Origin of the sequence: Dongia sp., from assembly GCF_041910485.1 — a bacterium.
In the GTDB taxonomy this organism is placed as follows: domain Bacteria; phylum Pseudomonadota; class Alphaproteobacteria; order Dongiales; family Dongiaceae; genus Dongia.
The window spans coordinates 165,984-191,213 of sequence record NZ_JAYRQR010000013.1 but is presented as its reverse complement, the minus strand read 5'-3'; the positions used below and the strand labels follow the sequence as shown (position 1 = coordinate 191,213).

The 25,230-nt window shown below is 61.8% G+C and carries 28 protein-coding genes; 18 read left to right on the top strand and 10 right to left on the bottom strand.

Annotated features, from left to right (window positions below):
- The first annotated feature begins 58 nt into the window (after positions 1-58).
- The 18 genes from ACE3PP_RS04075 to ACE3PP_RS03990 all read left to right on the top strand — a co-directional run bounded on the left by ACE3PP_RS04075 (position 59) and on the right by ACE3PP_RS03990 (position 15,258).
- Positions 59-1,678, top strand: coding sequence for a hypothetical protein (locus tag ACE3PP_RS04075; protein WP_374378185.1), 1,620 nt, complete (start codon positions 59-61; stop codon positions 1,676-1,678).
- Positions 1,675-2,433 carry a hypothetical protein gene (locus tag ACE3PP_RS04070; RefSeq protein ID WP_374378184.1) on the top strand — a complete coding sequence of 253 codons (759 nt, stop codon included), beginning with the start codon at positions 1,675-1,677 and terminating at the stop codon, positions 2,431-2,433. Before ACE3PP_RS04075 ends, ACE3PP_RS04070 begins: the two co-directional genes overlap by 4 nt.
- A gap of 107 nt (positions 2,434-2,540) precedes the next feature.
- Positions 2,541-2,618: a hypothetical protein gene (locus tag ACE3PP_RS04065; RefSeq protein ID WP_374378354.1), complete on the top strand. Its 78-nt coding sequence runs from the start codon at positions 2,541-2,543 to the stop codon at positions 2,616-2,618.
- On the top strand, positions 2,615-2,869 hold the full coding sequence (locus tag ACE3PP_RS04060; protein ID WP_374378182.1) for a hypothetical protein: 255 nt from the start codon (positions 2,615-2,617) through the stop codon (positions 2,867-2,869). Before ACE3PP_RS04065 ends, ACE3PP_RS04060 begins: the two co-directional genes overlap by 4 nt.
- Entirely contained in the window at positions 2,866-3,141 is a 276-nt protein-coding gene (locus tag ACE3PP_RS04055; protein ID WP_374378180.1) for a hypothetical protein, read from the top strand. The genes ACE3PP_RS04060 and ACE3PP_RS04055 overlap by 4 nt, the downstream gene beginning before the upstream one ends.
- Positions 3,142-3,182: 41 nt before the next feature.
- Positions 3,183-3,986, top strand: a complete 804-nt coding sequence (locus tag ACE3PP_RS04050; protein WP_374378179.1) for a hypothetical protein — start codon at positions 3,183-3,185, stop codon at positions 3,984-3,986.
- 286 nt (positions 3,987-4,272) lie between these two features.
- Positions 4,273-4,734, top strand: a complete 462-nt coding sequence (locus tag ACE3PP_RS04045; RefSeq protein WP_374378177.1) for a DUF2946 family protein — start codon at positions 4,273-4,275, stop codon at positions 4,732-4,734.
- A 69-nt stretch (positions 4,735-4,803) separates the two neighbouring features.
- Positions 4,804-5,388 (top strand): SCO family protein, encoded by a 585-nt coding sequence (locus tag ACE3PP_RS04040; RefSeq protein ID WP_374378175.1) that lies wholly within the window; start codon positions 4,804-4,806, stop codon positions 5,386-5,388.
- A 5-nt stretch (positions 5,389-5,393) separates the two neighbouring features.
- A complete protein-coding gene (locus tag ACE3PP_RS04035; RefSeq protein ID WP_374378173.1) occupies positions 5,394-5,864 on the top strand; it encodes a copper chaperone PCu(A)C in 471 nt (156 codons plus the stop codon).
- A gap of 234 nt (positions 5,865-6,098) precedes the next feature.
- Positions 6,099-7,589 (top strand): replicative DNA helicase, encoded by a 1,491-nt coding sequence (locus tag ACE3PP_RS04030; RefSeq protein ID WP_374378171.1) that lies wholly within the window; start codon positions 6,099-6,101, stop codon positions 7,587-7,589.
- A gap of 15 nt (positions 7,590-7,604) precedes the next feature.
- Entirely contained in the window at positions 7,605-8,723 is a 1,119-nt protein-coding gene (alr, locus tag ACE3PP_RS04025; RefSeq protein ID WP_374378169.1) for an alanine racemase, read from the top strand.
- Positions 8,723-9,502 carry an MlaE family ABC transporter permease gene (locus ACE3PP_RS04020; RefSeq protein WP_374378167.1) on the top strand — a complete coding sequence of 260 codons (780 nt, stop codon included), beginning with the start codon at positions 8,723-8,725 and terminating at the stop codon, positions 9,500-9,502. The genes alr and ACE3PP_RS04020 overlap by 1 nt, the downstream gene beginning before the upstream one ends.
- On the top strand, positions 9,499-10,272 hold the full coding sequence (locus tag ACE3PP_RS04015) for an ABC transporter ATP-binding protein (protein ID WP_374378165.1): 774 nt from the start codon (positions 9,499-9,501) through the stop codon (positions 10,270-10,272). The genes ACE3PP_RS04020 and ACE3PP_RS04015 overlap by 4 nt, the downstream gene beginning before the upstream one ends.
- Before the next feature lie 13 nt (positions 10,273-10,285).
- Entirely contained in the window at positions 10,286-11,764 is a 1,479-nt protein-coding gene (gene radA / locus ACE3PP_RS04010) for a DNA repair protein RadA (RefSeq protein WP_374378163.1), read from the top strand.
- Complete coding sequence (locus ACE3PP_RS04005; RefSeq protein WP_374378161.1) at positions 11,761-12,480, top strand: CvpA family protein; 720 nt, start codon at positions 11,761-11,763, stop codon at positions 12,478-12,480. Before radA ends, ACE3PP_RS04005 begins: the two co-directional genes overlap by 4 nt.
- A 25-nt stretch (positions 12,481-12,505) precedes the next feature.
- Positions 12,506-13,960, top strand: a complete 1,455-nt coding sequence (gene purF, locus ACE3PP_RS04000; RefSeq protein WP_374378353.1) for an amidophosphoribosyltransferase — start codon at positions 12,506-12,508, stop codon at positions 13,958-13,960.
- A 4-nt stretch (positions 13,961-13,964) separates the two neighbouring features.
- On the top strand, positions 13,965-14,690 hold the full coding sequence (locus ACE3PP_RS03995; RefSeq protein WP_374378159.1) for an SDR family NAD(P)-dependent oxidoreductase: 726 nt from the start codon (positions 13,965-13,967) through the stop codon (positions 14,688-14,690).
- Between the two features lie 415 nt (positions 14,691-15,105).
- Positions 15,106-15,258 (top strand): hypothetical protein, encoded by a 153-nt coding sequence (locus ACE3PP_RS03990; protein ID WP_374378157.1) that lies wholly within the window; start codon positions 15,106-15,108, stop codon positions 15,256-15,258.
- Between the two features lie 60 nt (positions 15,259-15,318).
- Here ACE3PP_RS03990 and ACE3PP_RS03985 read toward each other — a convergent pair whose 3' ends face one another.
- The 10 genes from ACE3PP_RS03985 to ACE3PP_RS03940 all read right to left on the bottom strand — a co-directional run bounded on the left by ACE3PP_RS03985 (position 15,319) and on the right by ACE3PP_RS03940 (position 25,196).
- Entirely contained in the window at positions 15,319-16,236 is a 918-nt protein-coding gene (locus ACE3PP_RS03985) for a hypothetical protein (protein ID WP_374378155.1), read from the bottom strand.
- A gap of 97 nt (positions 16,237-16,333) precedes the next feature.
- Positions 16,334-17,671, bottom strand: coding sequence for an NAD(P)/FAD-dependent oxidoreductase (locus tag ACE3PP_RS03980; RefSeq protein ID WP_374378153.1), 1,338 nt, complete (start codon positions 17,669-17,671; stop codon positions 16,334-16,336).
- A 25-nt stretch (positions 17,672-17,696) separates the two neighbouring features.
- Positions 17,697-19,208, bottom strand: a complete 1,512-nt coding sequence (locus tag ACE3PP_RS03975) for an aldehyde dehydrogenase (RefSeq protein WP_374378151.1) — start codon at positions 19,206-19,208, stop codon at positions 17,697-17,699.
- 122 nt (positions 19,209-19,330) lie between these two features.
- Positions 19,331-19,675: a cupin domain-containing protein gene (locus tag ACE3PP_RS03970; RefSeq protein ID WP_320500159.1), complete on the bottom strand. Its 345-nt coding sequence runs from the start codon at positions 19,673-19,675 to the stop codon at positions 19,331-19,333.
- A gap of 13 nt (positions 19,676-19,688) precedes the next feature.
- A complete protein-coding gene (locus ACE3PP_RS03965) occupies positions 19,689-20,072 on the bottom strand; it encodes a cupin domain-containing protein (protein ID WP_374378149.1) in 384 nt (127 codons plus the stop codon).
- Complete coding sequence (locus ACE3PP_RS03960; RefSeq protein WP_374378147.1) at positions 20,069-21,367, bottom strand: glycosyltransferase; 1,299 nt, start codon at positions 21,365-21,367, stop codon at positions 20,069-20,071. The genes ACE3PP_RS03965 and ACE3PP_RS03960 overlap by 4 nt, the downstream gene beginning before the upstream one ends.
- A 27-nt stretch (positions 21,368-21,394) precedes the next feature.
- Positions 21,395-22,456 (bottom strand): ABC transporter ATP-binding protein, encoded by a 1,062-nt coding sequence (locus tag ACE3PP_RS03955; protein WP_374378145.1) that lies wholly within the window; start codon positions 22,454-22,456, stop codon positions 21,395-21,397.
- Complete coding sequence (locus ACE3PP_RS03950) at positions 22,453-23,235, bottom strand: ABC transporter permease (protein WP_374378143.1); 783 nt, start codon at positions 23,233-23,235, stop codon at positions 22,453-22,455. Before ACE3PP_RS03950 ends, ACE3PP_RS03955 begins: the two co-directional genes overlap by 4 nt.
- A complete protein-coding gene (locus ACE3PP_RS03945; protein ID WP_374378141.1) occupies positions 23,232-24,083 on the bottom strand; it encodes an ABC transporter permease in 852 nt (283 codons plus the stop codon). The genes ACE3PP_RS03950 and ACE3PP_RS03945 overlap by 4 nt, the downstream gene beginning before the upstream one ends.
- Before the next feature lie 66 nt (positions 24,084-24,149).
- Positions 24,150-25,196, bottom strand: a complete 1,047-nt coding sequence (locus ACE3PP_RS03940; RefSeq protein ID WP_374378139.1) for a spermidine/putrescine ABC transporter substrate-binding protein — start codon at positions 25,194-25,196, stop codon at positions 24,150-24,152.
- Positions 25,197-25,230 lie beyond the last annotated feature (34 nt).

Here is a 25,230-nt window from a genome sequence, read left to right as displayed (position 1 = left end):
ACAATTACGCAATTTATACGTTATACGTAATTCTGGTCCACGGCACTGGAGCGTCCTCATGGTACAACCGCCGCGCAACCGTCCCCTGCCCCAGCCTCTAGCGCCGCAGGTCGCGCAGGAAGAGCGCCCGGAAGAGTCGCTTGGCCGCTGGCAGGATGGAAGCTTCACCTTCGACTCACCCGCAAACGAAGCGGCGTGGCGCCAGCGCGCCTATGCGCAAGGCATTCACCCGCAGGATTGGCATCGCGGGCGCGAAATCGACGAGGATACGGCAAGGCTCGTGGAAGGTGGCATGGCCGGTGCCACGGCGCCCTTCTATCGCGGGCCGGACGGCAAGCCGCGCTTCGGCAATCAGCACACCATCGAACCACCGGCGCAGCGCGATCTACGTCAGCGCGCCTTCGCCGGCAAGACGCTGGACCAGATCGCCGCCATTCACCGCAGCACCGGCAAGCTGCCGGGCGAGGAGGAAGCCGCTGCGCTGACACCACGGAACGACAATCAATCGCCGCGCGAACAACCCAAGCCCGCCACCATCGCGTCTTATTCAGCCGCCATTCAGGAGGGCATGAGCCACGCGCGAGAGACCAAACCCATGATCCTGGCAAAGACCGCCCAGGCAACACTTCCCGGCAAGGCGCCGCTGCCTGCCAATGACGCGACACCTGAGCCGTTGCTGCCGACCGGCGACGGGCACGGCCGTATGCCCAAGGGACCGGCACTGGCATCACCGCAGCGCGACTATGCCAAGGATCCCGAGCCAGTGCCCAATGGACTTGCGATCGGTCGGCCAACTCCCGGCAAAGCAACGTGGCCGATCATCGCCCAAGACTGGGTGACGACAGACAAGGACGGTAACTCAGTACTGACCGAGAAAGCCTCGCAGGCATTGGATCGCTACAAGGAAATGATGCGCGCCGAAGCATCCAAGTACACTGCATTCACCAACGAGAAGGCAACAGGGCTCCAGGCCGATGCAGGCGCCTTCATGCGCCACTATCTGGATGGCAGCGGAGTGGCATTGGAGTTGACGCCAACGTCACAATTGCTTGACGGCACAAACGTAAAATCGGCCAGTGACGATTTGAATACTCATGTCCTCGAGTGGCTGACTAACCCCAATATGACCAAGCAAGTATCGGAGCAGCTCGTTCCGAAAATGGCCGTTCTCAAGGACGGAGAAAGCACTAAGCCGGTAACGTCGACGTGGGATGGCGCAACTGGCTATTGGGGCAATAGCTACGCCATGGCCGCTTCGCCAGCTCATTTCGCGTCTCTTGGTCACGTTCAGGTACATGGCGACGCTGTAGCGACAGTTACGAGGAAGGGAGACCGCTATTTCGCCACCGTGAAGATTACCAAACAGATGAAGGACATTTACGACTTCACTGACGATGATGGCGAAACAAGTACGAATTTCGGCATCTGGCTCAGAGGTCTTGGCAAGAATCAGGATGCGATGGCTGGACTCGACCTTGCGAAGCTCTATCTGCTGGCCGCGACTGGCCGCGCCAAACCATTTGTCATACGGTCAGCACCATGGGAAGAGGTCTTTACGTGCGAATTGGTCAAAGTAACGCCGAATCCGCGGTCCATCACAACGAAGCCATTTGCGATCCGCCCGGGCACAGGTAAATGGCAGCGCGGCTCAAGCAACAAGCAAATTGAGCGACCATGAAAGAAGTGGCAGCATTCCTGATATCATGCAGCGATGAACTCGTTGCTCTGTGGTTGGCCGATGTTCTGTTGCGTCTGCTCCTGCCGCGGCGCGCGATTGGCGGCGTCTGGACGAGCTTGCTTGAAAACGCTCTGGTCGTCATGTCGGCGGCAGGGATTGAGCGGGCGTTGCCGTCGCTGGCCTGGTCTGTCTCAGGATTGGAGATGATGCCAATCTTGGCCATGAAGGCGCTGAGCTCGGTCACGTTGACGATAATTCAAAGAAATCATACGCCGGATCGGCAGCATTCCGGCCGATTGCTGGCCGGCCGGTTGCCATTCCTGTCGCCGGCCACCCTGGCGATGATTGCACTCCGTTGTATGGCCGCCTTTTCGGCGTTGTGGCTATTGATGGCGGCGGGTACCTATGCGGCTTTCTTTGTTTTCCCGTTCGTGGTGTTGACGTCGATTGATATGGCGCTCTGGCTGACTTGCCGTTTTGGCTGGCAAGGAAACGCTTTGGCCCTGCCGCTGGAGAGTTCTTTGATCATCACGGTGCTGTTGGTGATCGTTGCCGCAAGCATCGGACAGGGCCCAGCACGTGAAACGATGATCATTCTTGCGCTCATCCTAAAAGTCATCGTCACGCGTCTCTCACTGGGGTTGCAGGCGCATATCAAGGGAAAGGCAACCGATACGCCAACACAGGCCACATGGGTCTCGATTGTGCTGCGGGCGCTGGGATATGCGTTCGGCACTTGGATCGTTCTCAGCTAGATGATCATCCGTCAGGCGTCGGAAACCGGCATCCTGTTCGGTTCGGTTTCGGGTCGTGATGTCGCCGAAGGCGTCACCAAGGCCGCTTCACCGTCGACCGCCGCCAAGTGGTTCTCGACAAGCCGATCAAGACGCTGGGCCGGCACCCGGTGCGTCCTGGAAGCGCTGGGCGCAGCGCCGCATGATGCTGACCCTTCCGCTAGAGGGCTTTCTTGTCTGCACAATGGCAGCATTCTTGACGCCGCACGCGGCCGCGTACAAAGGCATGGTGATGACGGCCTTCTTGGCGCGAGGCCTCATTGCCGCATTGTCGCGCATGATTCAGATGCGGGATGCCTCCACCCTTCCTGTCCGCCCAGAAGATAGGCTCTATCTTCTGCTGCGCGCTGCCGGCAGTGCATTGGGCATCTGGCTGATGGTCTTCAATCTGCCTTGAGCGGCGAGATCGGGACCAATTTGCGCCTCTACCAGATCAATGACAGCCGCGCCGATGCAGACAAGTTCAGAGAACTCGATTTCGCGCAACTTTATCTGCTGGCTGCGACGGGCCGCGCCCAGGCTTTTAGAGTTGAGTCAGTGCCCTGGACCGAGACGATTACTGTGGAATTGAAGCCACTGCCGTCGTATCGCAATGCGTCTGGTACCGCCTTTGCAATCGTTCCCGGATCACTGCAACGGGCAGCACATTCACCCCCAGCGCAAGACTAGAGAGCATCATGTCCGATTTCCGATACAGGTGGCTGGGATGGATGGCCACGCCGCTGTTCGGTTATGATTACAGCATATTCGGCTGGATGGTCGTGCCCGGCTTCACCTTCGCTGCCTACAATACGCTGGATGCCATACTGTGTCGCGCGATGCCGGCGGGCTACCGCGCCAACGGGTGGCTGATGGTTGCCGAAAATGCCGCACTCGCCGCGCTGTTGTTTCGCCTGATAGGTCTCCTTAATGTAGAGAATCCAACATTCATTTTTGCCTTGGCTTTCACGCTGAAGCTGGGGGTTGCCGCTGCCGGGCTGGCTGTCGCTCGGCTGGTCCGGCCTGGGCGCCTGCCGGCACCCCTCCCACGCATCGGGATCTCAGTCACCTTGCGGAGCCTGGGAACAGCTTGCATTGCCGTCTTCCTGGAGGCAGGTTGGCCCGCATTCAGCCCAGTCGATCACATTTTCGGCACCCTCATCTTTTGGGACTTAGCAGCATGGCTGGCAATCGTCATCGGCTATCGAACGATCTTCGCGCCCCGGCTTGGTCTTTCCCTTTGGACCGGGTCGCCGACCGCCAGCGCTATCGAGACAGCTGCTCTCACCGCCATAACCTTCGCCGTCCTTCTGGCCGACCTCACGGCGTTGTTCCCCGATGACCGCGACGAATTGGGCATCGTCTTGTGGTTCACTTTCCTCCGCACCCTCGTCACATCGACCTCGCTTGTCCTGCAATGGAAGTTCAGCCGCCCACCAAATCCCGTATCGTTGTGGACAGAGGCTGTCTTCGTTGTCGGCCGCGCCGCGGTCGGTGCCTGCGCCGTCCAGTTGCTGCTGCATTATCTGGTTTGACGTTCGAATGACGCCTTTGGGAAGCAGATGACGAAAGCCAGCTCCGGCAAGATCCACTGGGATCTGCGCGCGGCGTCTGGATCGTTCTCCAGTAGAACATCATCCGTCAGGCGTCGGAAACCGGCATCCTGTTCGGTTCGGTTTCCTGACAAAGATTGTTCTGCACTGCATGCCTTGAGATTTGCCATTGGCGCCTGGACGGCGCCCTCCTCCTTACCGCATTCGGCAAATGGCCGCAGGGGGTGCTGCTTGTTCCGCCTTGGGTGGCCGGGGTAGAATGGTTCCAATGAATTGGCTGCCGACATATCGCCGCCCCATGCGGTCGGACCATGCGCCGCGTTGCCTGCTGATGCTGGCGGCGGGGTTGTTGGCGCTTGGCCTGCAGCTTTTCGCGCAGGTCATGCCGGCCCAGCTGATGCAGGGAGCGATGCGCGCCAGTGCCGCCCGCGCGGGCGCCCCGACCCTGGACGAAGCGCAGAGTTTTGCCGCGACCTGCCTGGGGTTCGGCATGCCGGCCAAGGGTGACCCTGGGAAAGGCGATCCCCGCGGAGAGGGTGGACACGCGACCTGCCCGGTCTGCTTCACCCTGGCGCAAACCCAGGGCTTTGCCGCACCGTCCATCACGGTAACAGTCGCCGCTGTCTGGACCCGGGTGATGCCGGTCCGGGTGGCCGAGACCGCTCCTGCACGGGAGCGGTGGCCCCATGCCTTCTATTCCCAGGCGCCGCCGGCCTTGGCCGTGCTGTAATCGATTGCTTTTGCCGGCCGGGCGATCCCGGCCGCATGACCATCCATCAAATCCATCAGGAGAATTCCCATGAACCGGCGCGTTCTGCTGGTTTCCGCCGTGGCCGTTGCGGCCCTGGGCGGAATCGGCGCCAGCTATGTCCTCAATTCGAAGCATGTGGCGGAATCGCTGGATGTGGGCGGTCCCTTCAAGCTGGTCGGGACCGACGGGCAAGAAGTGACCGAGGCGGCCGTGAAGGGCAAATATTCGCTGTTCTTCTTCGGCTTCACCTTCTGCCCCGATGCCTGCCCGACGGCACTCAATACCTTCACGCTGGTTCTCGAAAAGCTGGGCGCCGATGCCGACAAGATCCAACCGGTCTTCGTCTCCATCGACCCGGAACGGGATACGCCGGAAGTCCTGAAGCAGTATCTGAGTTCGTTCGACCCGCGCATCATGGGGTTGACCGGAACGCCCGACGCCATCGCCGACGCGGCGAAGAAGTTCCGCGTCTATTACGCCAAACAGGGCGACGGCGAGTTCTACCTGATGGATCACAGCACGGCGATCATCGTCATGAATCCCGAATTCGAATATGCCGGCGTTCTCGCCGGCAACATGCAGCCGGATGAAATGGTCACCCGGCTCAAAGACATCATCGCCAAAGGAGCCTGAACATCATGAAGAAGTTTGCCACCCTCATTGCCGCCGCCATCCTGTCGCTGGGCACCCTTTCCGCCACGGCCGACGCCCATGAACAGAAGGCCGGCGACCTTATCCTCCATCACGCCTGGTCGCGGGCGACGCCGAATGGCGCCAAATCCGGCGCCGCCTATGTCGAGATCGAAAACACCGGGGCCGAAGCCGACCAGCTTGTCGGCGCCAGCTCCGATGTCGCCGCCATGACCGAAATCCACCAGATGTCGATGGATGGCGACATGATGACGATGAAGCCGGCCGGCACCATCGACATCCCCGCCCACGGCAAGGTGATGCTGAAGCCGCACGGCCTGCACGTCATGCTGATGGGCCTCAAGAAGCCGCTCAACGAAGGCGATACCTTCGTCGTCACCCTGACCTTCGCCAAGGCCGGCAAGGTTGACCTGCAAGTGGTCGTCGGCAAAGTCGACGATATGGGCGAGGAGCACTGACGCGAGTCAGTGCGACAACGCATTCTCCTTTGTCATCCCCCGCGAAAGCGGGGGATCCACGGTTTACTTTTCTCGGCATGAGAGAAACGCGTGGATGCCCCGGCCCAGCCGGGGCATGACAAGTTGAGCGTTTGTCAACTCGTGATTGGACGGGACTCGAATAAATCCCTTATGGACCTTATTCACGTTATCCACAGGAGCGAATGACACCCGCATACTGTTAGGGTCGCCGCCATGGAAGCTTCGAACACAAACAATGTCACACGGCTGCGCGGACCGGACGGTTCGCCGCCGACCCGCACGCCCCCCGTCAATTTCGAGGCCGAGCAGGCGCTGCTGGGCGCCGTACTCGCCAACAATCTGGTCTATGACCGGGTCAATGAATTCCTGCGGCCCGAGCATTTCGCCGACGCGCTGCATGGGCGCATCTATGCCGCCATCGGCAAGCTGATCGAGCGCGGCCAGATCGCCAACCCGGTGACGCTGAAGAACCTCTTCGACCAGGACGGGGCGCTCGCGGAAATCGGCGGTGCCGCCTATCTGGTACAGCTGGCGCAGTCGGTTGTCACGGTCATCAATGCCGAGGATTACGGGCGCACGGTCCATGACCTGTACCTGCGGCGGCAGTTGATTGATCTGGGCGAGGTCACGGTCAACGAAGCCTATATCCACGATACCGACGTTTCGGCGGTACAGCAGATCGAGGCGGCGGAATCGAAGCTCTTCGCGCTCGCTGAAACCGGTCAGACCGAAGGTGGGCCCAAGGATTTCAAGAGCATCGTCACCTCGGCGCTGGAGATGGCGCAGGCCGCCTACAAGCGCGACAGCCACCTGACCGGCGTTACCACGGGCTTGACAGACATCGACCGCAAACTGGGCGGTCTGCAACCCTCCGACCTCATCATCCTCGCCGGCCGCCCTTCGATGGGCAAAACGGCGCTCGCCACCAATATGGGTTTCAACGCGGCCTCGGCCTTCAAGGAAAACGACACGGGTACCCGCTACAAGGTCGCGTTCTTCTCGATGGAAATGTCGTCCGAGCAGCTGGCGCTCCGTATCATGGCGGAAAAGTCCGGCGTTTCGTCGGACCGCATCCGCCGTGGCGACATCAAGACGGATGAGGAGTTCAGCCGCATCGTCGAAGCCTCGAACGAGATGAGCACGGCCGGCTTCTTCATCGACGACACGCCGGCGCTCACCATCCCGGCGCTCAGGACCCGCGCCCGGCGCCTCAAACGCCAGCATGGGCTCGACCTCATCATCATCGACTATCTGCAGCTGATGCGATCGGCGAGCAATCGCGGCTCGGAAAACCGCGTTCAGGAAATCTCGGAAATCACCCGGGGCCTGAAGGCGATCGCCAAGGAAATCAACGTGCCGGTCATCGCGCTGTCGCAGCTTTCCCGCGCCGTCGAGCAGCGCGACGACAAGCGCCCGCAGCTTGCCGACTTGCGTGAATCGGGTTCGATCGAACAGGACGCCGACGTCGTCATGTTCGTCTACCGCGAAGAATATTACCACGAGCGCAAGAAGCCCGGAGACCACGAGACCGACAAGATGATGGAATGGCAGCGCGAAATGGAGCGCGTCCACAACGTCGCCGAAGTCATCATCGCCAAGCAGCGCCACGGCCCCATCGGCACCGTGCCGCTGCAGTTTGAGGGCATGCTGACCAGGTTCAGCGATCTCCTGCGCAGCGACTATATCCCCGCCCAGACCGAATAAGGCGGGTTGCTAAAGATGCCTGATGCCTACGCCCCGGTGCTGACCGTCGACCTCGGCGCCATCACCGCGAATTACCGATTGCTCGCCGGCCGCGTCGGTCCCGCCGCCTGCGGTGCCGCCGTGAAGGCCGATGCCTATGGGCTGGGGGCGGCGATGATCGCGCCCGTCCTCGCCCGCGCCGGCTGTGCCCATTTTTTCGTGGCCACCGTCGATGAGGGGATGGCCCTTCGTCCCCTGGTGCCGGGTGCCCGCATCTATCTGATGAACGGCCTGCCAGCCGGGTCCGAGCGCGACGTGCAGGCCCATGAGCTGATCCCTGTGCTCAATTCGATGGGCGAGATCGAGCGCTGGCGGGCGGCCCAGCGCGGCCTCGGCACCCGCCCGGTCGGGCTGCAATTCGATACCGGGCTCAACCGGCTGGGCCTGACGCCGGACGATGCGCTGCGCCTCATCGGCGATCCGCACCTTATCGACGGGTTCGAACTGGCGCTGGTGATGAGCCACCTCGCCTGCGCCGACGATCCTGAACACCCGCAGAACCGGGCGCAATTGCGCCGCTTCCGCGAGATCAAGGACAGTTTGCGCCTGCCGCCGCGCCTTCGGGGCAGCCGCACGCTCTTTTCGCTCGCGGCTTCGTCGAGCATTTTCCTCGGCAGCGACTATCATTTCGACCTCGCCCGGCCGGGGGCGGCACTCTATGGCATCAACCCCACGATGGGGGCCGAGAACCCCTTGCGCCAAACCGTCCGTCTGCAGGCAAAAATCCTGCAATTACGGGACGTTGACTTGAATATGAGCGTTGGTTATGGTGCCTCGCATCAATTCCGGGGACCCTCCGTCCTGGCCACGATCGGCATTGGATACGCGGATGGAATGTTCAGGTCGCTGGGTAATCGAGGGGCCGTCTTCGTGGACGGGCGGCGGGCCCCGATCGTGGGGCGCGTGTCGATGGATCTGATCACGATCGATGTTGGTCACCTGCCCCGGGAAAGTGTCAGGCCCGGAATGAATGTCGACATCATCGGACCACAGCAAGCGATCGACGATCTGGCGCATGACGCCGGGACGATCGGCTATGAGGTCCTGACCAATTTGGGCAACCGCTTCCAGCGCCGCTTCGTGAGTGCCGCCTGATGGCCGTGCCCGTGCTGCAGCCCGTCGGGCGCACCTTTCTCGGCAGCCTCGAGGCGATCGGGCGCTTGGCGCTCTTCACGCTGAAGGCCGTGATTCATTGCCTGACGCCGCCCTTCTATCCGCGCCTCATCGGCCGGCAGATGATCGAGATCGGTTTTTATTCGCTGCCCGTCGTCGGCATGACGGCGGTCTTTACCGGCATGGTGCTGGTGCTGCAGACCTATGTCGCGGTCTCGCGCCTCAATGCCGAATCCACCATCCCCTATGTCGTCGTCATCTCACTGACGCGCGAGCTGGGGCCGGTGCTGGCCGGCTTGATGCTGGCGGGCCGCGTCGGCGCCGCGATGGCCGCCGAGATCGGCACCATGCGCGTCACCGAGCAGATCGACGCGCTCCGGACGCTCTCGACCAATCCCTTCAAGTACCTCATCGCGCCGCGCCTCATCGCCGCCGTGCTGATGCTGCCGGTCCTGGTCGGCATCGCCGACATCATCGGCGTTTTCGGCGGCTATCTGGTCAGCGTCTTCAAGCTGGATTTCAGCCCGTCGATCTATTTGAAGAACACGGTCGATTTCGTCGAGACGATCGACATCGTCTCAGGCCTCGTGAAGGCTGCGGCCTTCGGCTTCCTGGTGGCGCTGATGGGCACCTATAACGGGTTCCAGTCGCGGGGCGGCGCGCAGGGTGTGGGCAAGGCCACCACCGATGCGGTGGTCGGCGCCTCGATCCTCATCCTCGCCGCCAACTTCATCATCACCGGGATTTTCTTCAGCCGATGACCGACCTCAAGATCAAGGTGCGCGGGTTGAAGAAGGCGTTCGGGCCCAAGCAGGTGCTGAACGGCGTCGACCTCGACGTGCCGCGCGACAAGTCGCTGGTCATCATCGGCGGCTCGGGTACCGGCAAGTCGGTGCTGATCAAATGCATTCTCGGCCTTATCGAGCCCGATTCCGGCTCGATCGAGATCGACGGGCAGGAAGTGGTCGGCCTGGCCCCGGCCAAGCGCGAAGAGATCATGAAGAAATTCGGCATGCTGTTCCAGGGCTCGGCCCTGTTCGACAGTCTGCCGGTCTGGGAGAACGTCGCCTTCGGCCTCATCGCCGGTCGCGGCATGAACCGGCGCGCCTCCAAGGAAGTGGCGCTGCGCAAGCTCGCCGCCGTGGGCCTTGGACCCGAAGTGGGCGAGCTGTTCCCGGCGGAGCTTTCCGGCGGCATGCAGAAGCGCGTGGCCCTCGCCCGCGCCATCGCCGCCGAGCCGGAGATCATCTTCTTCGATGAGCCCACGACCGGCCTCGACCCGATCATGGCGCAGGTCATCAACGAGCTCATCGTCAAATGCGTGCGCTCGCTGGGCGCCACGGCCCTGACCATCACCCACGACATGCATTCCCTGCGCGCCATCGCCGACGAAGCGGCGATGATCTATGAGGGCCATATCATCTGGGAAGGCAACGCCAAGGACATCGACAATTCGGGCAATGCCCATGTCGAGCAGTTCGTCCAAGGCCGCTCGGAAGGCCCCATCCGCATGCCTGTCCGGCCGCTCTAGAGGGAGCGGCGCGATGGCCAAGCCCGTCCGCAACTATGTCTGCCAATCCTGCGGCGCCGCCTTTCCGAAATGGGCGGGGAAGTGCGAGGCCTGCGGCGCCTGGAACTCGATCGTCGAAGAGCCGGTGAGCGGCGGCGACGTGCCCAAGGGTCTCTCCGGCAAGCGTGGCAAGGGCGTCACCTTCGTGCGCCTCGATGGCGACGTGCCGCAGACCATCCGCCGCCCGACCGGCATTGCCGAATTCGACCGCGTCACCGGCGGTGGGCTGGTGCGCGGTTCGGCCGTGCTCATCGGCGGCGATCCCGGCATCGGCAAATCGACCCTGCTGTTGCAGGTGGTGACGGCGCTCAGAGGCATCCGCGTCGCCTATATATCGGGCGAAGAAGCGATCGAGCAGGTGCAGCTCCGCGCCCGGCGCCTCGGCGTCGGCGCCGACGAAAACCGCAAGGTCGAGGAGATCACGACCGAGCTTGCCGCGGCCACGAGCTTGCGCGACATCATGGCAAGCCTCGATCGGCCGGATTGCCCCGAGATCGTGGTGATCGATTCCATTCAGACGCTTTATCTCGACAGCCTCGATTCGGCACCAGGCACGGTGGCACAGGTAAGGACCTGTTCAGCCGAACTCATTCGCCTCGCCAAATCGCGCGGCTTCACCTTGCTGCTGGTCGGCCATGTCACCAAGGAAGGGCAGATCGCGGGCCCCCGCGTTCTCGAGCACATGGTCGACACCGTGCTCTATTTCGAAGGCGAGCGCGGCCACCATTTCCGGATCCTGCGATCGGTCAAGAACCGCTTCGGCCCGGCCAATGAGATCGGCGTCTTCGAAATGTCGGACCGGGGTCTCGCCGAAGTGCCCAATCCCTCGGCTTTGTTCCTGGCCGAGCGGCACGGCAATATTTCGGGCGTCTCGGTCTTTGCCGGCATCGAGGGTACGCGGCCCGTGCTGGTCGAGGTGCAGGCGCTCGTCTCACCCTCGCCACTCGCCACGCCGCGCCGCGCCGTGGTGGGCTGGGACAGCGCGCGCATGGCCATGATCCTGGCGGTTCTCGAGACGCGCTGCGGCCTCGGCCTGGCAGGCAGCGAAGTCTATCTCAACATCGCCGGGGGCCTGCGCATCTCGGAGCCCGCGGCCGATCTTTCGGTGGCGCTGGCGCTCGTTTCGTCCCTTTCCGACCGTCCCGCGCCGGCAGACCTCATCGCCTTCGGCGAGATCGGCCTTTCCGGCGAGGTGCGCATGGTGGCGCAGGCCGAAACGCGCCTCAAGGAAGCCGCCAAGCTGGGCTTCAAGCGCGCGATCCTGCCCAAGCGCCTCTCCCAGGCGGGCGGCAAGCCGCTGAAGGTGCCCGGGATCGACCTGATTGAAATCGGCCATCTGCAAGAGATGATCGATTGGCTCTATAATGAAGTGCGCTCCAATGCGCTGGCCGCCACGGTGAGCGCCAGCCGCCAGCAGCATCAGGGGCAGCATGCGGGAGACAAGGTCCGTTGAATTTTCTCGATCTCATCATCCTCGGTGTCATCGGTCTCTCGACCCTGCTCGCCTTTTCGCGCGGCTTCATCAAGGAGCTGCTGTCGATCCTGGGCTGGATCGGCGCCGTCATCGCCACGGTGGCCTTCTTCGCCCCCGTGCGGATGATGGTGCGGCAATATATCCCCAACGAGCTCCTGGCGGACATCAGCGCCGGCATCGGCATCTTCGTGGTAACGCTGGTCCTGTGCGGCATGCTCAATCACTGGATCTCGGCCCAGGTACGCGGCAACGGTCTCGGCGCCCTCGACCGGTCGCTGGGTCTCGTCTTCGGCCTGGTGCGTGGATCGGTCGTCATCTGCGCGGCATTTATTCTGATGGTCTGGGCCTTGCCGAATCCGGCTGAGCGCCCAGATATCGTCAACGAAGCCCGCTTCCTGCCGGTTGTGGAGCGGGGTGCGGCCTTCCTCTTGAAGCTGCTGCCCGACGACATCCTGAAGACCGGCGAGGAGGCCATCAACCGCTCGTTGGACGCGGTCGAGCAGGGTCAGGCCCTCGGTAACGCCTTGCAAACCATCACGCCGAACGGGTCGAATGCTACCAATGCGCCCAGCACAGGGGCTAACAGCACAAACGGAGGTGCTGGTGCCCAAGAACCGGGTGGACAAGATGACGGTTCGGGGTATAAGGACGCCGAACGCAACGACCTAAACCGACTGATCCAGGGTTCAGAATAACCCGGCCGGAAAAAGGTAAATGCCGATGCTTACGACCCACGCCTTCGATGACGACCATTTGAAGGAGGAGTGCGGCATTGTCGGTATTTTCGGCGTCGAACAAGCCGCAACCCTCACCGTTCTCGGCCTCCATGCCCTGCAGCATCGCGGGCAGGAAGCGGCCGGCATCGTCAGCCATGACGGCGAGACTTTCCACTCCCACCGCGCCATGGGCCATGTCGCCGACAATTTCTCCGCCGAAAGCATCGTCGGCCCCTTGAAGGGCCGCGCGGCCATCGGCCATGTGCGCTATTCGACGACGGGCGAGACCGCGTTGCGCAATGTGCAGCCCTTCTTCGCGGAGCTCGCCTTCGGTGGCATCGCCGTCGCCCATAACGGCAATCTCACCAATGCCGCTGCCATCCGGCGCGAAATGGTGAAGCGCGGATCGATCTTCCAGGCGTCCAGCGACACTGAAGTCATCCCGCACCTGATGGCGACGCACCTCCGAGGCAACGTGGTCGATCGTCTGATCAACGCGCTGCATCAGGTCGAAGGCGCCTACTCCATCGTCGCCATCGCCAAGGACATGGTGATCGGCGTGCGCGACCCGTTGGGCGTCCGCCCGATGGTGCTGGGCAAGCTTGGCGATGGACATATTGTCGCGTCCGAGACCTGCGCGCTCGACATCATGGGCGCTGACTATATCCGCGACATCGATGCGGGCGAGCTCGTCATCCTCGACAAGAACGGCGTCACGTCGATGCGCCCCTTCTCGCCGGCCAAGCATCGTTTCTGCGTGTTCGAATATATCTATTTCGCCCGGCCGGATTCGGTCATGGAAGGCACCAGCGTTTACGAAGCGCGCAAGCGCATCGGCGCAGAACTGTCGCGGGAAGCATCGGTCGCCGCCGACGTCGTCATCCCCGTGCCTGATTCCGGCGTGCCGGCGGCGCTGGGTTACGCGGAAGGATCTGGCATTCCGTTCGAATACGGCATCATCCGCAATCACTATGTCGGCCGCACCTTCATCGAGCCGACCGACCAGATCCGGCATCTGGGTGTCAAACTGAAGCACAATGCCAACCGCGCCAAGGTCGCGGGCAAGCGCATCATCCTGGTCGACGATTCGATCGTGCGCGGCACCACCTCGAAGAAGATCGTCGAGATGATGCGCCAGGCGGGTGCCACCGAAGTGCATATGCGCATCTCCAGCCCACCCACCTCGCATTCCTGCTTCTACGGCATCGACACGCCGGAGCGCAGCAAGTTGCTGGCGGCGCGCATGTCGGTCCAGGAAATGGCCGATTTCATCGGCGCCGACAGCTTGGCCTTCATCTCGCTCGACGGTCTCTATCGCGCCATGGGCCATCAGGGCCGCGACAAGGTTTCGCCCCAATATTGCGATGCCTGCTTCACCGGCGACTATCCGACCGAGCTCACCGACCAGAGCAACGAGACGATCGCGCAGCTGTCGCTGCTTGCCGAAAAGAGCGCTTGAAGACATGAGCAGTACGGTGGGAACCGGCCGCCTTGCCGGAAGGGTCGCCCTTGTAACCGGCGCCTCGCGTGGGATCGGTGCGGCCATCTCACGTGCCTATGCCAAGGAAGGCGCCGATCTGGTGCTCGTCTCCCGCACGACCGGCGGCCTTGAGGAACTGGACGACGAAATTCGCGGATTGACCGGCAAGTCGAGCCTCCTCGTTCCGCTCGACCTCAAGGATTTCGACGCGATCGACCGGCTGGGCGCCGCTCTCTACGAACGCTATGGCCGTCTCGATGTGCTGGTCGGGAATGCCGGCATCCTCGGGACCCTGTCGCCCCTCGGCCATATCGCGCCCAAGGAGTTTCAGGAAGTCATCGACCTCAACCTGACCGCCAACTGGCGCCTGCTGCGGGTCATGGATCCGCTGCTGCGCCAGTCGGAAGCGGGCCGCGCCATCTTCGTGACGTCCGGCGCTGCCAAGGGCCCCCGCGCCTATTGGGGGACCTATGCCATCTCCAAGGCGGCATTGGAGATGATGGTGGGCATTTATGCCCAAGAGATCCAGCAGACCAAAGTGCGGGCCAATCTCATCGACCCGGGCCGGACCCGGACGCGGATGCGCGCCAAGGCCTATCCGGGGGAAGACCCGATGAGCCTCAAGACGCCGGACGAGATTGTCGAACCGTTCGTGACCCTGGCCAGCGCCGCCTTCACCGGCAATGGCGAGCGGGTAAAGGCCCAGTAAGCCGCCCACTTTTTTTGGGTTCCCAACCCTCCGAATCTGCATTGCTGGCGATTCCGACCGTGATTCCAGGCGCTTGAGGCGTTTCGGAGCACGGCGCGGCCATGTGACCCCGGTCACTGCAAATCCAAGGCTTCCAGCCCAATATCATAGGGGTCGACGGGCGCTTCCGCCCCCTACGGATCCCCGCCGAGAGTTTCCCTTAGTTTGCGATTGAATATGACTTGGGTGTCACAGGATCGGACCAGATGTCCCACCCCACACACCCCGCCGGCGGGCTTTCTGCCCCCCACTGCCCGTCGGCGCCCCCTTTCCTTCGCCCAATCCAGAAAGCGTCACGCGGCCGTCATGCTGTTGCCAGAAAGTTCGGGCAATGATTGCAGCCAATGATGCAGACCCAGCTGTCGGGAATTTTGGTATGAACGTTGTCGCCAAACGTGAAGATGTGTTCGCTAAGCCGGTTCTGATCGGCGTGCGCGGCTGGTACTTCCAGCCGTTGAAGCAGGTGAAGAGCGGCTACAAGGCCGTCCGCGCCAGCTGCCTGATGCCGCGCCCGGCCAACGAACGCTGATCGACCAACCCCTTGCGAATTGAGCCGGGCGCCGCTGAGGCGTGCCCGGCTCGTTTCTTTTCAGCGCTTCATTTCGACCAGGCTATAGCCTTTGGGCAGTTTCGCGTGGGCGATGTCCAGCCGGTCCGCCACCAGAGGAATCTCGACCGATTTCGCGTCGTCCAGCACCAGGCGCACAGTGGCATTGGTGAAAAGATCGACGGCATTGCCTCCCTGCTGATTATAGATCCGATCCGTGCCCTTGGGATTGTCCTTGTTGACCAGATCGATCTTCGGCATCCATTCGAGCGGTGCGTCCATGCCCATATCTTCTTCCGTCGCGATCAGCATAACGCGCTGCAGCGGCTCCGTCTGATTGGCATAGGTGATGATCACCGCGCCGTTCTTCGTTTCGCCAAAAAGATCGGCATCCGCCGCACTGATCTTGGCATGATAGGCAATGATCCGCTCGAATTCGGCACCGCCATGGGCGCCGAGGGTCGCCCATTGCCCCCAATGCCCTTCGCCGGTCGCATTGAAGAGGTATTTGCCGGTTTCCAGCGAATAAACGGCATAGGTCGGGACTTCGACGCAGCAGCCGAAGCGCGTTAAAGCGACGAAATCACCCATGGCCTCGACCGCATCCGCCTTGCCTTCGATGGTGAAGGCTACCGGACCCTTGCCTTCGTCGGTCAAAGGATAGACCGTCACCTTGGCCGTCGCCTCCTCGAAAGCCTGTTCGGTCTGCGGGCCTTCGGTCGAAACCTGATGCTGCTCGATTTCCAGCAGCTGATAATAGAGCGTGTTGTCGGCGATGGCTGACGCCAGCACATTGGTCTGGTAGCGCCGGCTGTCATTGGTGACGCGGAAATTGTCACCGTCCTTGGCGATCGAAATGGCCGATGGCGCCGTCTCGGTGACCAGGGGATCGGCCAAAGCCAATTGGGGCTGGGCAAACGGCGGCAGCAGCAGAGCCGCCGCCAGGATGATCTTGCGCATTAAGCACCTGTGGTTGGAAAGCGTGTCCCCTGGAAAGAAAGGGTCTCACGCCTTCGTCGCCGCCACAAGATCGCCGGTTCAAAAGGCCGGATCGGCCCTATTTCAAGGCATCCTTGATGCCATAGCCGATATAGGCGCCGCGCAAATAAAGTGGCCGCAGGAACGGCAACGGGAATTTGGGCGGTGGCCGGCGGATGAAGTTCGGCCGCTCCTCGGGCCCACCCACCATGACACGCGCCGCCGCACGGCCGGACCAGGTCCCCATAGCGACACCGTTGCCGTGATAGCACATGGCGAAATAGATCCCCGGTTGATCGTCCCAGGCCCCCACATGCGGCACCAGATCCTGGGCGAGGCACAGAAGGCCCGACCAGCGGTGCGTGATCTCGACATGGCGCCATTCCGGGTAATAGGCACGGAAGGCCGCCTCGATATTGTCCAGCTGCCGGTCGAGTGCGCCGGGCTCGGCCGACAAACCGCCGCGACCGCCGAACATCATGCGGCCATCGGGCAGCAGGCGGAAGTAATGGAGGAGATAGCGGATGTCATAGACCGGCGTGGTGCTGGTCCAGCCTTGCGCGCCAAGCTCGTTCTGGTTCATCGGCCGCGTCACCACGATCGACGACAAGGCCGGCATGATACGCCCGCCATAGTCGGGATGCAGATCTTCCGACGTATAGGCGGCAGTGGCGAGCAGCACCTTGTTGGCCTTGACCCGGCCACGCGGCGTCACCAGCACATGCTTGCCGCCCTCGCGTTGCCAGCTGATGACCTCGCTCTTGGCATAGATCTTCGCCCCGGCCTTGGCTGCTGCCGCAGCGAGGCCATTTACATATTTCCAAGGGTTGAGGCCGAAGCCCACCGGATTGGCGACACCGGCATGGAGGCCCGGCGAGTTGAGACCACGCTCGACCAGTTCCTCCTTACTAACGAACACTTCCTTGGCGCCGAAATTCTTCGCCATGAAATCGGCGTCTTCCTTCAGCGCATCGATCAGCGTCGTCTTGTGGGCGAGCGAGATTTCGCCGACACCGGTCTTGTCGATGTCGAGACCTTCCCGGTCGACGATCTCCGCCACCAATTCGACCGACGCTTTCTGGCTGCGCCAGAACGTCTGCGCTTCTTCGAGGCCGAACTTCTCGATCATCTTGCTCCAGGGCATTTTCGACGAGCCCATGCAGCAGAAGCCGCCATTGCGGCCCGAGGCACCCCAGCCGATATAGGAACGTTCCAGCACCACGGCCTGCACATTGTGGTCGCGCTGCAGATGGTACGCGGCAGATAGGCCTGTGAAGCCGCCACCGATGATGGCGACATCGGCCTCGATCTCTGCTTCCAGCTCGGGATAGGCCGGGAAATCGGTCTTGGACTCGCGCCACCAGCTCTTGACCGGATTGTCGGTGTCGAGGGCGCTCGGGTGATAGAGGTGTTTCATGATATTCCGTCCTTAGGCCCAGCGGTTAAACCCAGCGACCGCCGCGCTCGGCGTAGAAATCGTCCGAATAGGGATACCACCAGGATTGCAGTTCCGCCTTCGGGTCCAGCATGATCATTTTCGACTGGCGGAAGGCATTGAGCCCCAAGCGGCTCAAAGACCGCCCGAGACCCGAGAGCTTCCAGCCACCGAAGGGCAGCGCGTCATTGTCGCCCAGCACATTGTTGACCCAGACCATCCCCGCCTCAAGGCGGTCCGTTGCCGCAACGGCCTCGTCGAGCTTCGATGTGAAGATCGATGCGCCGAGACCGAAGCGGGAATTGTTGGCCAATTCGATCGCCTGGTCGAAGTCACGCACACGGATGATCGGGGCGACGGGACCGAACATTTCGGCCTGCATCAGATCCATCGCCGGGGTCACATCGGTGAGGATCGTCGGTTCGTAGAACCAGCCGGTATTGAAGGCCGGCGGAATGCGACCACCGCAGGCGATCTTCGCCCCCTGCGCCACCGCCTGGTCGACCAGCTTCATGACCTTGGCGCGTGCTGCTTCCGAAACCAGCGGGCCGATCTCGACATTGCCGAGACCCGGACCGATGCGCAACGCCTTGGTACGGGCGATCATGGCGCCCACGAAGGCATCATGCACCTTCTCATGCACGAAGATGCGTTCGGTCGAGGTGCAGATCTGGCCCGATAGATGGAACGCCCCGGTGACAGCCGCGGCCGCCGCGATCTCCGGATCGGCGCTGTCCATGACGATCATGGGGTCGGAGCCGCCTGCTTCGATGACGCAGGGCTTCAACAGCTTGCCACAGGATGCGGCGACATCGCGGCCGGCCTCGACCGAACCTGTGAACGCCACGGCACCGATGCGTGAATCGTTGATGAGCGCCCTGGCTGTGTCGATACCACCCGTGATGCAGGAAACGATACCAGCCGGCAGCGCCTTGAAATGCTCCATGAAGGCCAGCGACGAGAGCGATGTTGCCGGGGCCGGCTTGATCACCACGGCATTGCCGGCGGCAAGCGATGCCGCCACCGTAAAGGCCATGAGGATGATCGGGAAATTGTAGGGCACGATATGCGCGGTGACGCCGTAAGGGTACCAACGCGCATATTGCAGTGACCCCGGCGCGGTCGGCGCCGCCACGAAGCCGCCATCCTCGCGCGCGAGTTCAGCGTAATAGCGGAAGATAGGCGCCACATTCATGAGTTCGCCCACCGATTCGGTGAAGGGCTTGCCCATCTCCCGCGTCATCAGTTCGGCGGCCGGTCCCGCCGTCGCGTGTTCCATCGCATCGGCGAGGCGATGGAGTGCCGTCGCCCGGCTCTTGCCGTCGAGCTTCGCCCAATCCTTCTGTGCCGCCTTGGCCTTTTCCAGCACGGTGTCGAGCGTCGCTTGCCCGCATTGCGCAACTTTGCCGACAGTGGAGAGGTCGGCGGGGTTTTTCACCTCGACGAAAGACGCACCGGCAGCGGCGACGTAGTCGTTGCCAAGGAAGATCTGGCCGAGATTGGGGTCGAATGCAGGCATTTCTATTCTCTCGGTAACTGTCAGGGCCCGCTTTAGGCGGGCCACCCACGAGTTTGTCAGCGGCGTGAAGAAAGCAACTCGTGGGTGCCCCGCCTTCGCGGGGCATGACAAGTGGAGCAACCTTATCGAATCATATAGACCTTGCGTACGGTCTCATGGACGCGGCAGGTGCCTTTCCAATCCTGCGGAAAGAAGGCGATGGTGTCGGGATAGATCTCGATCACTTCGCCGCTTTCATGGGTATAGGTGCAGCGGCCCAGCATGAAATGGCAGAACTCGTCGCGCGTCACATGGCAGTTCCAGAAACCCGGCGTGCAGATCCAGATGCCGGTCTCGTTCTCGCCATTGGGTCCCTTGTGCAGCAGCACGCCGGAGGTCATGGACTGGCCTTCGATCATGGTCGGGATCGGGCCCCAATCCTTCACTTCGGTGACGGATTTCGGGTTGTAGATGACGGGGGTCGTCATGGAAGTCGTACTCCTATCGCAACATATAAACGTTCCGCAGGGTCTCGTGGACCGTGCAGATGCCGGTCCAGCCGGCGGTGAAATGGACACAGGTGCCGGGGCGCACCTCGATCACCTCGCCATCGTCGCGCACATAGGTGGCGCGGCCGCTGATGAAGTGACAGAACTCATCCCGTGGGATCGAGAGCGGCCATTTACCGGGCGTTACCACCCAGAGGCCGGTTTCCGGTGAGTTGCCGCCGACACTGGCATCCGGCCGCTTATAGAGCAGGCGGCCGGAGGATTTCGACGGCCCTTCGGTGCAATCCGGCTGCTCGCCCCAATCGGCGAGGTCGTCGAAATTGGTGGCGTCGTAGATATGCGGCGCCGAAGATGCGAGGTTGGATTTGTTGCTCACGGCTTGAAGCTTCCGGTCGTGGCGATTTCGGCCAGGATGTTGGCAGCCTTTTCGGTGCCTTTGGCGGCCTGCATGTGCTTGGCGACGGCCTCCAGACGCTTCTTCATTTCCTTGTCGGCAAGGAGGCGTGCGATAGTCGACGAGAGCTGCTCTTCGGTCCAGGTGTAGCGCGGCAGCTGTTCGCCATAGCCCGTATCGTGGATGCGGGCCGCATTGTCGAGGCCATCCCAGCAGAAGGGCATGATGATGGCGGGCTTGCCGAAGAACAGCGCCTCGTTGAAGCTGTTATTGCCGCCGTGATGGATGAAAAGGTCGACATGCGGGATGACGGCAGGCTGCGGGTACCAGCTTTCCAGGTGGACATTGCCCGGCACGTCGCTGTATTCGCCGATATAGTCCCCGACATTCATCAGGAAGCGATAGGGCAGCTTGGCGAAGGCTTTAATCAGGTTCTTGTAGAGATCGACGTCGGCCGCACCCAGCGAACCGTAGGAGACATAGATCAGCGGCTTGTCATTGTTGACCTTGAACTCCGGCACCTTGTAGGTGCCCTCGTCGCGCACGCAGCCTTCCAGATACTGGAACTGTTTCGGGTCAAGCGGCACGCGGCGCTTGAAGGCCAAGGGCTTCGGATAGAGCAGCAGGTTCATGGTCGGCGAGGCCTCGAAGAACTGACCCAGCGGATAGGGCTTCTCGCCCTGTTGCACCATGAATTCATTGAAGCGTTTATGCGTCGGCTTCACCAGATCGAGGAAACGATCGTCGAAGGCCTTGAAGCCAGCCTTGTCATTCTCGTGACAGCCGGAAAGATGGGGTGGAATGTCCTCGTCCGGGATCTCGTTCTCCGAGCAGGAGATGATGCGCACCCAGGGGCAACCCGCCTTCTTGATGGCGGGGAAGAGGATCACGTTGTCGACGGCGACGAGATCCGGCTTGATGCGGTCGAGATGCGCCTTGAGCCCTTCTTCGGCAATGATCGCTGAATCGACGATCGCCTCCCAGACCGGGATGACATAGGTCGGCAGCTGGTCGATCGGCGAGAGGCGGAAATGCGGCTGCTTTTCGGCGATGAAATTAGCCCAGAACTTCGCGATCTCTTCATCCGACATGCCGCCGGACATATCGACCAGGTTTTCCTCGAAGCCGTATTTCTCGAAGACGCCCTTGAAGCCCTTATCACAAACAAAGACCGGATTGTGGCCCATGGATTTGAGGCGCTGCGCGATGCCGACGCAATTGAGCGCCGGGCCGAAGGCCGCCTCCGGAAAGAGGACGATGGTTTTTCCCTTGCTCATGACTGTCTCCCTTGAAACGCGGATTTCTTATTCGGATAGGATCAGGCTGTGCGCCGCCGACCAGCTGCACCAGACGCGCGAGCCGCGCGCCACATGCGTGGTCAGCGGATTAGCCGCCGGCACACGCGCCACCAGCGGTTTTGCCTGACCGGCAAGCGCCAGATGCAGGATGAGGTCTTGGCCGAGATAAGCGAGGCCTTCGACCTCGGCTGCGATCGCTTGGCCCGGGTCGGACTCACTGACGACGATGCGTTCGGGCCGGACGGCCAGTGCGCCGTCGGTGCCAGCCGGCACATCGGCAATGTTGGCAGCATCCAGCAGACCAATGCCCGGTACCTCGAAACCCTCGGCGATCCGGCGACCTTCCAGGAAATTCATCTGGCCGATGAAATCGGCGACGAAGCGGCTTCGCGGCCGTTCATAGAGGGTCCGCGGCTCGCCCAGCTGCGCGATATGGCCTTGGCGCAGAAGTGCGATGCGGTCCGCCATCGTCAAGGCTTCCTCCTGGTCGTGCGTCACGACCAGGAAGGCGATGCCGGTTTCCTGCTGCAGGCGCTTCAACTCGATCTGCATCTGCTCACGCAGCTTCTTGTCGAGGGCGCCCAGCGGCTCGTCGAGCAGCAGCAATTTGGGCCGCTTCACCAGCGCCCTCGCCAGCGCCACGCGCTGCTTCTGACCGCCGGACAATTGCGCCGGCTTGCGCTGGGCCAACGGCGACAGCTGCACCAGCGCCAATGCTTCGTCGACGCGGCGCTTGAGGTCGGCGCCGCGGACACCTTCCATCTCCAGCCCATAAGCGACATTGCCGGCAACCGTCATATGCGGAAAGAGAGCGTAAGATTGGAACATCAGGTTGATCGGCCGCCTATTGGCTTTCACGTCTGTGATGTCGACACCGTCCAGAAGGATACGCCCCTGATCCGGCCGCTCGAACCCGGCGATCATGCGCAGCAGGGTCGTCTTGCCGCAGCCCGACGGCCCCAGCAGTGCAAAGAACTCGTTCTGGGCGACCGCCAGCGACAGATTGTCGACGGCCTTGATCGGGCCAAAGGCCTTGGAAACGCCGGCTACTTCCAGGAGCGCACTCATGATTCGGCCTCTCGGTTGATGCGCTGCGACAGGAAGATGAGGACGAAGGAGACGAGCATCACGATGGTTGCCACCGCGTTGACGTCCGGCGTCACGCCGAATCGGATCATGGCATAGATCTGCATGGGAAAAGTGATGGAAGCGGAACTGGGCCCGCTGGTGAAATAGGCGATGATGAATTCGTCGAAGGACAGCGTAAAGCCGAGGAGGGCTGCTGCAATGACGCCGGGAGCGATGACCGGCAACGTCACACGGCGGAACGTCGTGATCTCGCCGGCGCCGAGATCGATGGAAGCTTCGATGATCGAACGGTCGAAATGCTTGAAGCGGGTCCGCACCACAGCACAGACAAATGAGATCATGAACGCCGTGTGGCTGAGGATGACCGAATGGGCGCCGAGGGTCAGCTTGATCAGCGAATAAAAACTCAGCAAGCTGATCGCCATCACGATATCGGGAATGATCATGGGGGCCGCGATCAGCGCCTCAGTCGCGACGTGCGGTCGCCGTTCCTCGAGGCCCATGGCGAGCAGCGTCCCGATCACCGTCGATATTGCCGTCGAAACGGCAGCGATGAAAAGCGAGTTGCCGACCGAATGGATGATCTTCTGATTCTCGAAGAGCTTCCCATACCATTCGACCGAGAAACCGGACCAGACGGTGGGCATGCCGGCCTTGTTGAAGGAAAGCGCCACCAGCACCAGAATTGGCCCATAGAGAAACACATAGACGAGGCCCAGATGCGCGCCGAGCCAGGAATGGAGCGGGTGCCGGTTCATGCCGAACGTTCCTCGCGGTCGCGGCGATTGACGAGGATCGCCTGGACGGTAAGGAGCAGCATCATGATGCCGATGACGATGGCAGCGATTGCCGACCCAAAGGGCCAATCGCGGGCGGTCAGGAACTGGTCATAGATCAGATTGCCGAGCATCGTGCGCTTGCCACCGCCGAGGAGGTCCGGCGTCACGAAATTGCCGACCGACAGGACGAACACAAAGACCGCGCCCGCGGCAATCCCCGGCAAGGTAAGCGGCAGCGTCACGCGCCAGAAGGTCATGAGGGGCGAAGCACCCAGATCGGTCGACGCTTCGCGCAGTTCCGGCGCCAGCTTCGAGATCGAGCTGAACAGCGCCAGGATCATGAACGGCACATAAGCGTAAGTGAGGCCGACAATGATGGCGAAATCATTGTAGAGCAGCGGCAGCGGCGCATCGGTAATGCCGAGCCCCATCAGCGCCTTGTTGATGAGGCCCTCGCTGTTGAGCAGCACCATCCAGGCATAGGTGCGGATGAGGTAATTGCTCCAGAGCGGCAGCATGACGAGGATGAGATAGGCCAATTGCCGGCGCTTGGGCATCAGCGCGATGCAATAGGCGGCCGGGTAGCCGAGCAGCAACGAGACGATGGTGGTCAGGCCGGCGACACGGGCCGATGCCCAGAAAATCTCGGCATAGAGCGGATCGATCGCTCGCTGGTAATTCTCAAACGTGAAGATGTAGTCGATGCCGCCATAGACGCCGCGCTCGAAGAAGGAATTGGTGAGCAGCAGGGCGCACGGGACCACCAGCAGGGCGAGGATCCAGGCAATACCCGGACCTGTCAGCACGATGCGGCGAGAAAGAACCATGATAATCCCGTATTGGAACGCAAAATGGCGGAGCCCGAAACGAGCTCCGCCATTTTTGACGCTTGTTTAGTTCGAGCTGGTGATCTCGGTCACCGTCTTCGACCACAGCTTCTGGCCGTCGCCGAGGTCGCGCAGCTGCTCATACTTCAGCAGCTCGGCCGGGGTGATGCCCAGATTGGGGAACTGCTTGACCAACGCGGGATCGAGCGCATCCATCGCCGCCTTGTTCGGCACCTTGTAGAGAATGTTCTCCGCCACCCAACGATGGACTTCCGGCTTCAGAACATAGTTGATGAAGGCTTCGGCAGCTTCCTTGTTCTCGGAAGCACTCGTCACGACCATGGTATCGACCCACATGTCGCTGCCTTCCTTGGGGATCACATATTTGATCTCCGGCTTCTCGGCGATGCCGTAATTGCACCAGCCATCCCAGGCTTCGACCATCGCCGCTTCGCCATTGACGAGCTTGGTGTAGAAGGTCGTGTCGTCATAGGCGAGCAGCGTCTTCTTGGTCTCGATGAGCAGCGCCTTGGCCTTGGCGATCTCTTCCTCGTTGACCGAGTTCAACGAATAGCCGAGCGCCAGCAACGCCGGCATCATCAGCCAGCGATCGGTCGCCAGCATCGTGGTCTTGCCCTTGATCGCGTCAGCGGGCTTCAGCAGATCGTTCCAGGAGGTCGGCGCGTCCTTGATCACGTCGCTGCGATAGCAGAGGCCGGTGGTGCCCCAGGCGTAGGGAACCGAATAATGCAGCCCTTCGTCATGGCTGAGCTTCATCGCCTCAGGGTAAAGATTGGCGAGATTCGGGATCTTGGCATGATCGAGTTCGGCAACCAGGCCGAGCTTATTGAGCGCCTCGCCGAACTGGCCGGAAACGAACAGCACGTCATAGCCCTTGCCGCCCGAGGCAACAACCTTGCCCATGATTTCTTCATTGGTGGCATGGACGGTCATTTCCGCCTGGATGCCGGTTTCCTTGGTGAAATTCTCGAGCAGGTCCTTCGGCATATAGCCGTCCCAGTTCGAGATCACGATCTTGCCTTCCGCAAAGGCGGCGCTGCTCAGGCTGGCGAGCACGGCGCATACCGCAAAACCCAACGTCTTCCGGATCATTTTTGACCTCCCTGTTTGGCACGCGGCGGCACTC

Coding starts and splice junctions, on each gene's coding strand:
- ACE3PP_RS04075 (WP_374378185.1), top strand. CDS start 59: ATGGTACAACCGCCGCGCAACCGTCCCCTGCCCCAGCCTCTAGCGCCG.
- ACE3PP_RS04070 (WP_374378184.1), top strand. CDS start 1,675: ATGAAAGAAGTGGCAGCATTCCTGATATCATGCAGCGATGAACTCGTT.
- ACE3PP_RS04060 (WP_374378182.1), top strand. CDS start 2,615: ATGATGCTGACCCTTCCGCTAGAGGGCTTTCTTGTCTGCACAATGGCA.
- ACE3PP_RS04050 (WP_374378179.1), top strand. CDS start 3,183: ATGGCCACGCCGCTGTTCGGTTATGATTACAGCATATTCGGCTGGATG.
- ACE3PP_RS04045 (WP_374378177.1), top strand. CDS start 4,273: ATGAATTGGCTGCCGACATATCGCCGCCCCATGCGGTCGGACCATGCG.
- ACE3PP_RS04040 (WP_374378175.1), top strand. CDS start 4,804: ATGAACCGGCGCGTTCTGCTGGTTTCCGCCGTGGCCGTTGCGGCCCTG.
- ACE3PP_RS04035 (WP_374378173.1), top strand. CDS start 5,394: ATGAAGAAGTTTGCCACCCTCATTGCCGCCGCCATCCTGTCGCTGGGC.
- ACE3PP_RS04030 (WP_374378171.1), top strand. CDS start 6,099: ATGGAAGCTTCGAACACAAACAATGTCACACGGCTGCGCGGACCGGAC.
- alr (WP_374378169.1), top strand. CDS start 7,605: ATGCCTGATGCCTACGCCCCGGTGCTGACCGTCGACCTCGGCGCCATC.
- ACE3PP_RS04020 (WP_374378167.1), top strand. CDS start 8,723: ATGGCCGTGCCCGTGCTGCAGCCCGTCGGGCGCACCTTTCTCGGCAGC.
- ACE3PP_RS04015 (WP_374378165.1), top strand. CDS start 9,499: ATGACCGACCTCAAGATCAAGGTGCGCGGGTTGAAGAAGGCGTTCGGG.
- radA (WP_374378163.1), top strand. CDS start 10,286: ATGGCCAAGCCCGTCCGCAACTATGTCTGCCAATCCTGCGGCGCCGCC.
- purF (WP_374378353.1), top strand. CDS start 12,506: ATGCTTACGACCCACGCCTTCGATGACGACCATTTGAAGGAGGAGTGC.
- ACE3PP_RS03995 (WP_374378159.1), top strand. CDS start 13,965: ATGAGCAGTACGGTGGGAACCGGCCGCCTTGCCGGAAGGGTCGCCCTT.
- ACE3PP_RS03990 (WP_374378157.1), top strand. CDS start 15,106: ATGAACGTTGTCGCCAAACGTGAAGATGTGTTCGCTAAGCCGGTTCTG.
- ACE3PP_RS03985 (WP_374378155.1), bottom strand. CDS start 16,236: ATGCGCAAGATCATCCTGGCGGCGGCTCTGCTGCTGCCGCCGTTTGCC.
- ACE3PP_RS03980 (WP_374378153.1), bottom strand. CDS start 17,671: ATGAAACACCTCTATCACCCGAGCGCCCTCGACACCGACAATCCGGTC.
- ACE3PP_RS03975 (WP_374378151.1), bottom strand. CDS start 19,208: ATGCCTGCATTCGACCCCAATCTCGGCCAGATCTTCCTTGGCAACGAC.
- ACE3PP_RS03970 (WP_320500159.1), bottom strand. CDS start 19,675: ATGACGACCCCCGTCATCTACAACCCGAAATCCGTCACCGAAGTGAAG.
- ACE3PP_RS03960 (WP_374378147.1), bottom strand. CDS start 21,367: ATGAGCAAGGGAAAAACCATCGTCCTCTTTCCGGAGGCGGCCTTCGGC.
- ACE3PP_RS03955 (WP_374378145.1), bottom strand. CDS start 22,456: ATGAGTGCGCTCCTGGAAGTAGCCGGCGTTTCCAAGGCCTTTGGCCCG.
- ACE3PP_RS03950 (WP_374378143.1), bottom strand. CDS start 23,235: ATGAACCGGCACCCGCTCCATTCCTGGCTCGGCGCGCATCTGGGCCTC.
- ACE3PP_RS03945 (WP_374378141.1), bottom strand. CDS start 24,083: ATGGTTCTTTCTCGCCGCATCGTGCTGACAGGTCCGGGTATTGCCTGG.
- ACE3PP_RS03940 (WP_374378139.1), bottom strand. CDS start 25,196: ATGATCCGGAAGACGTTGGGTTTTGCGGTATGCGCCGTGCTCGCCAGC.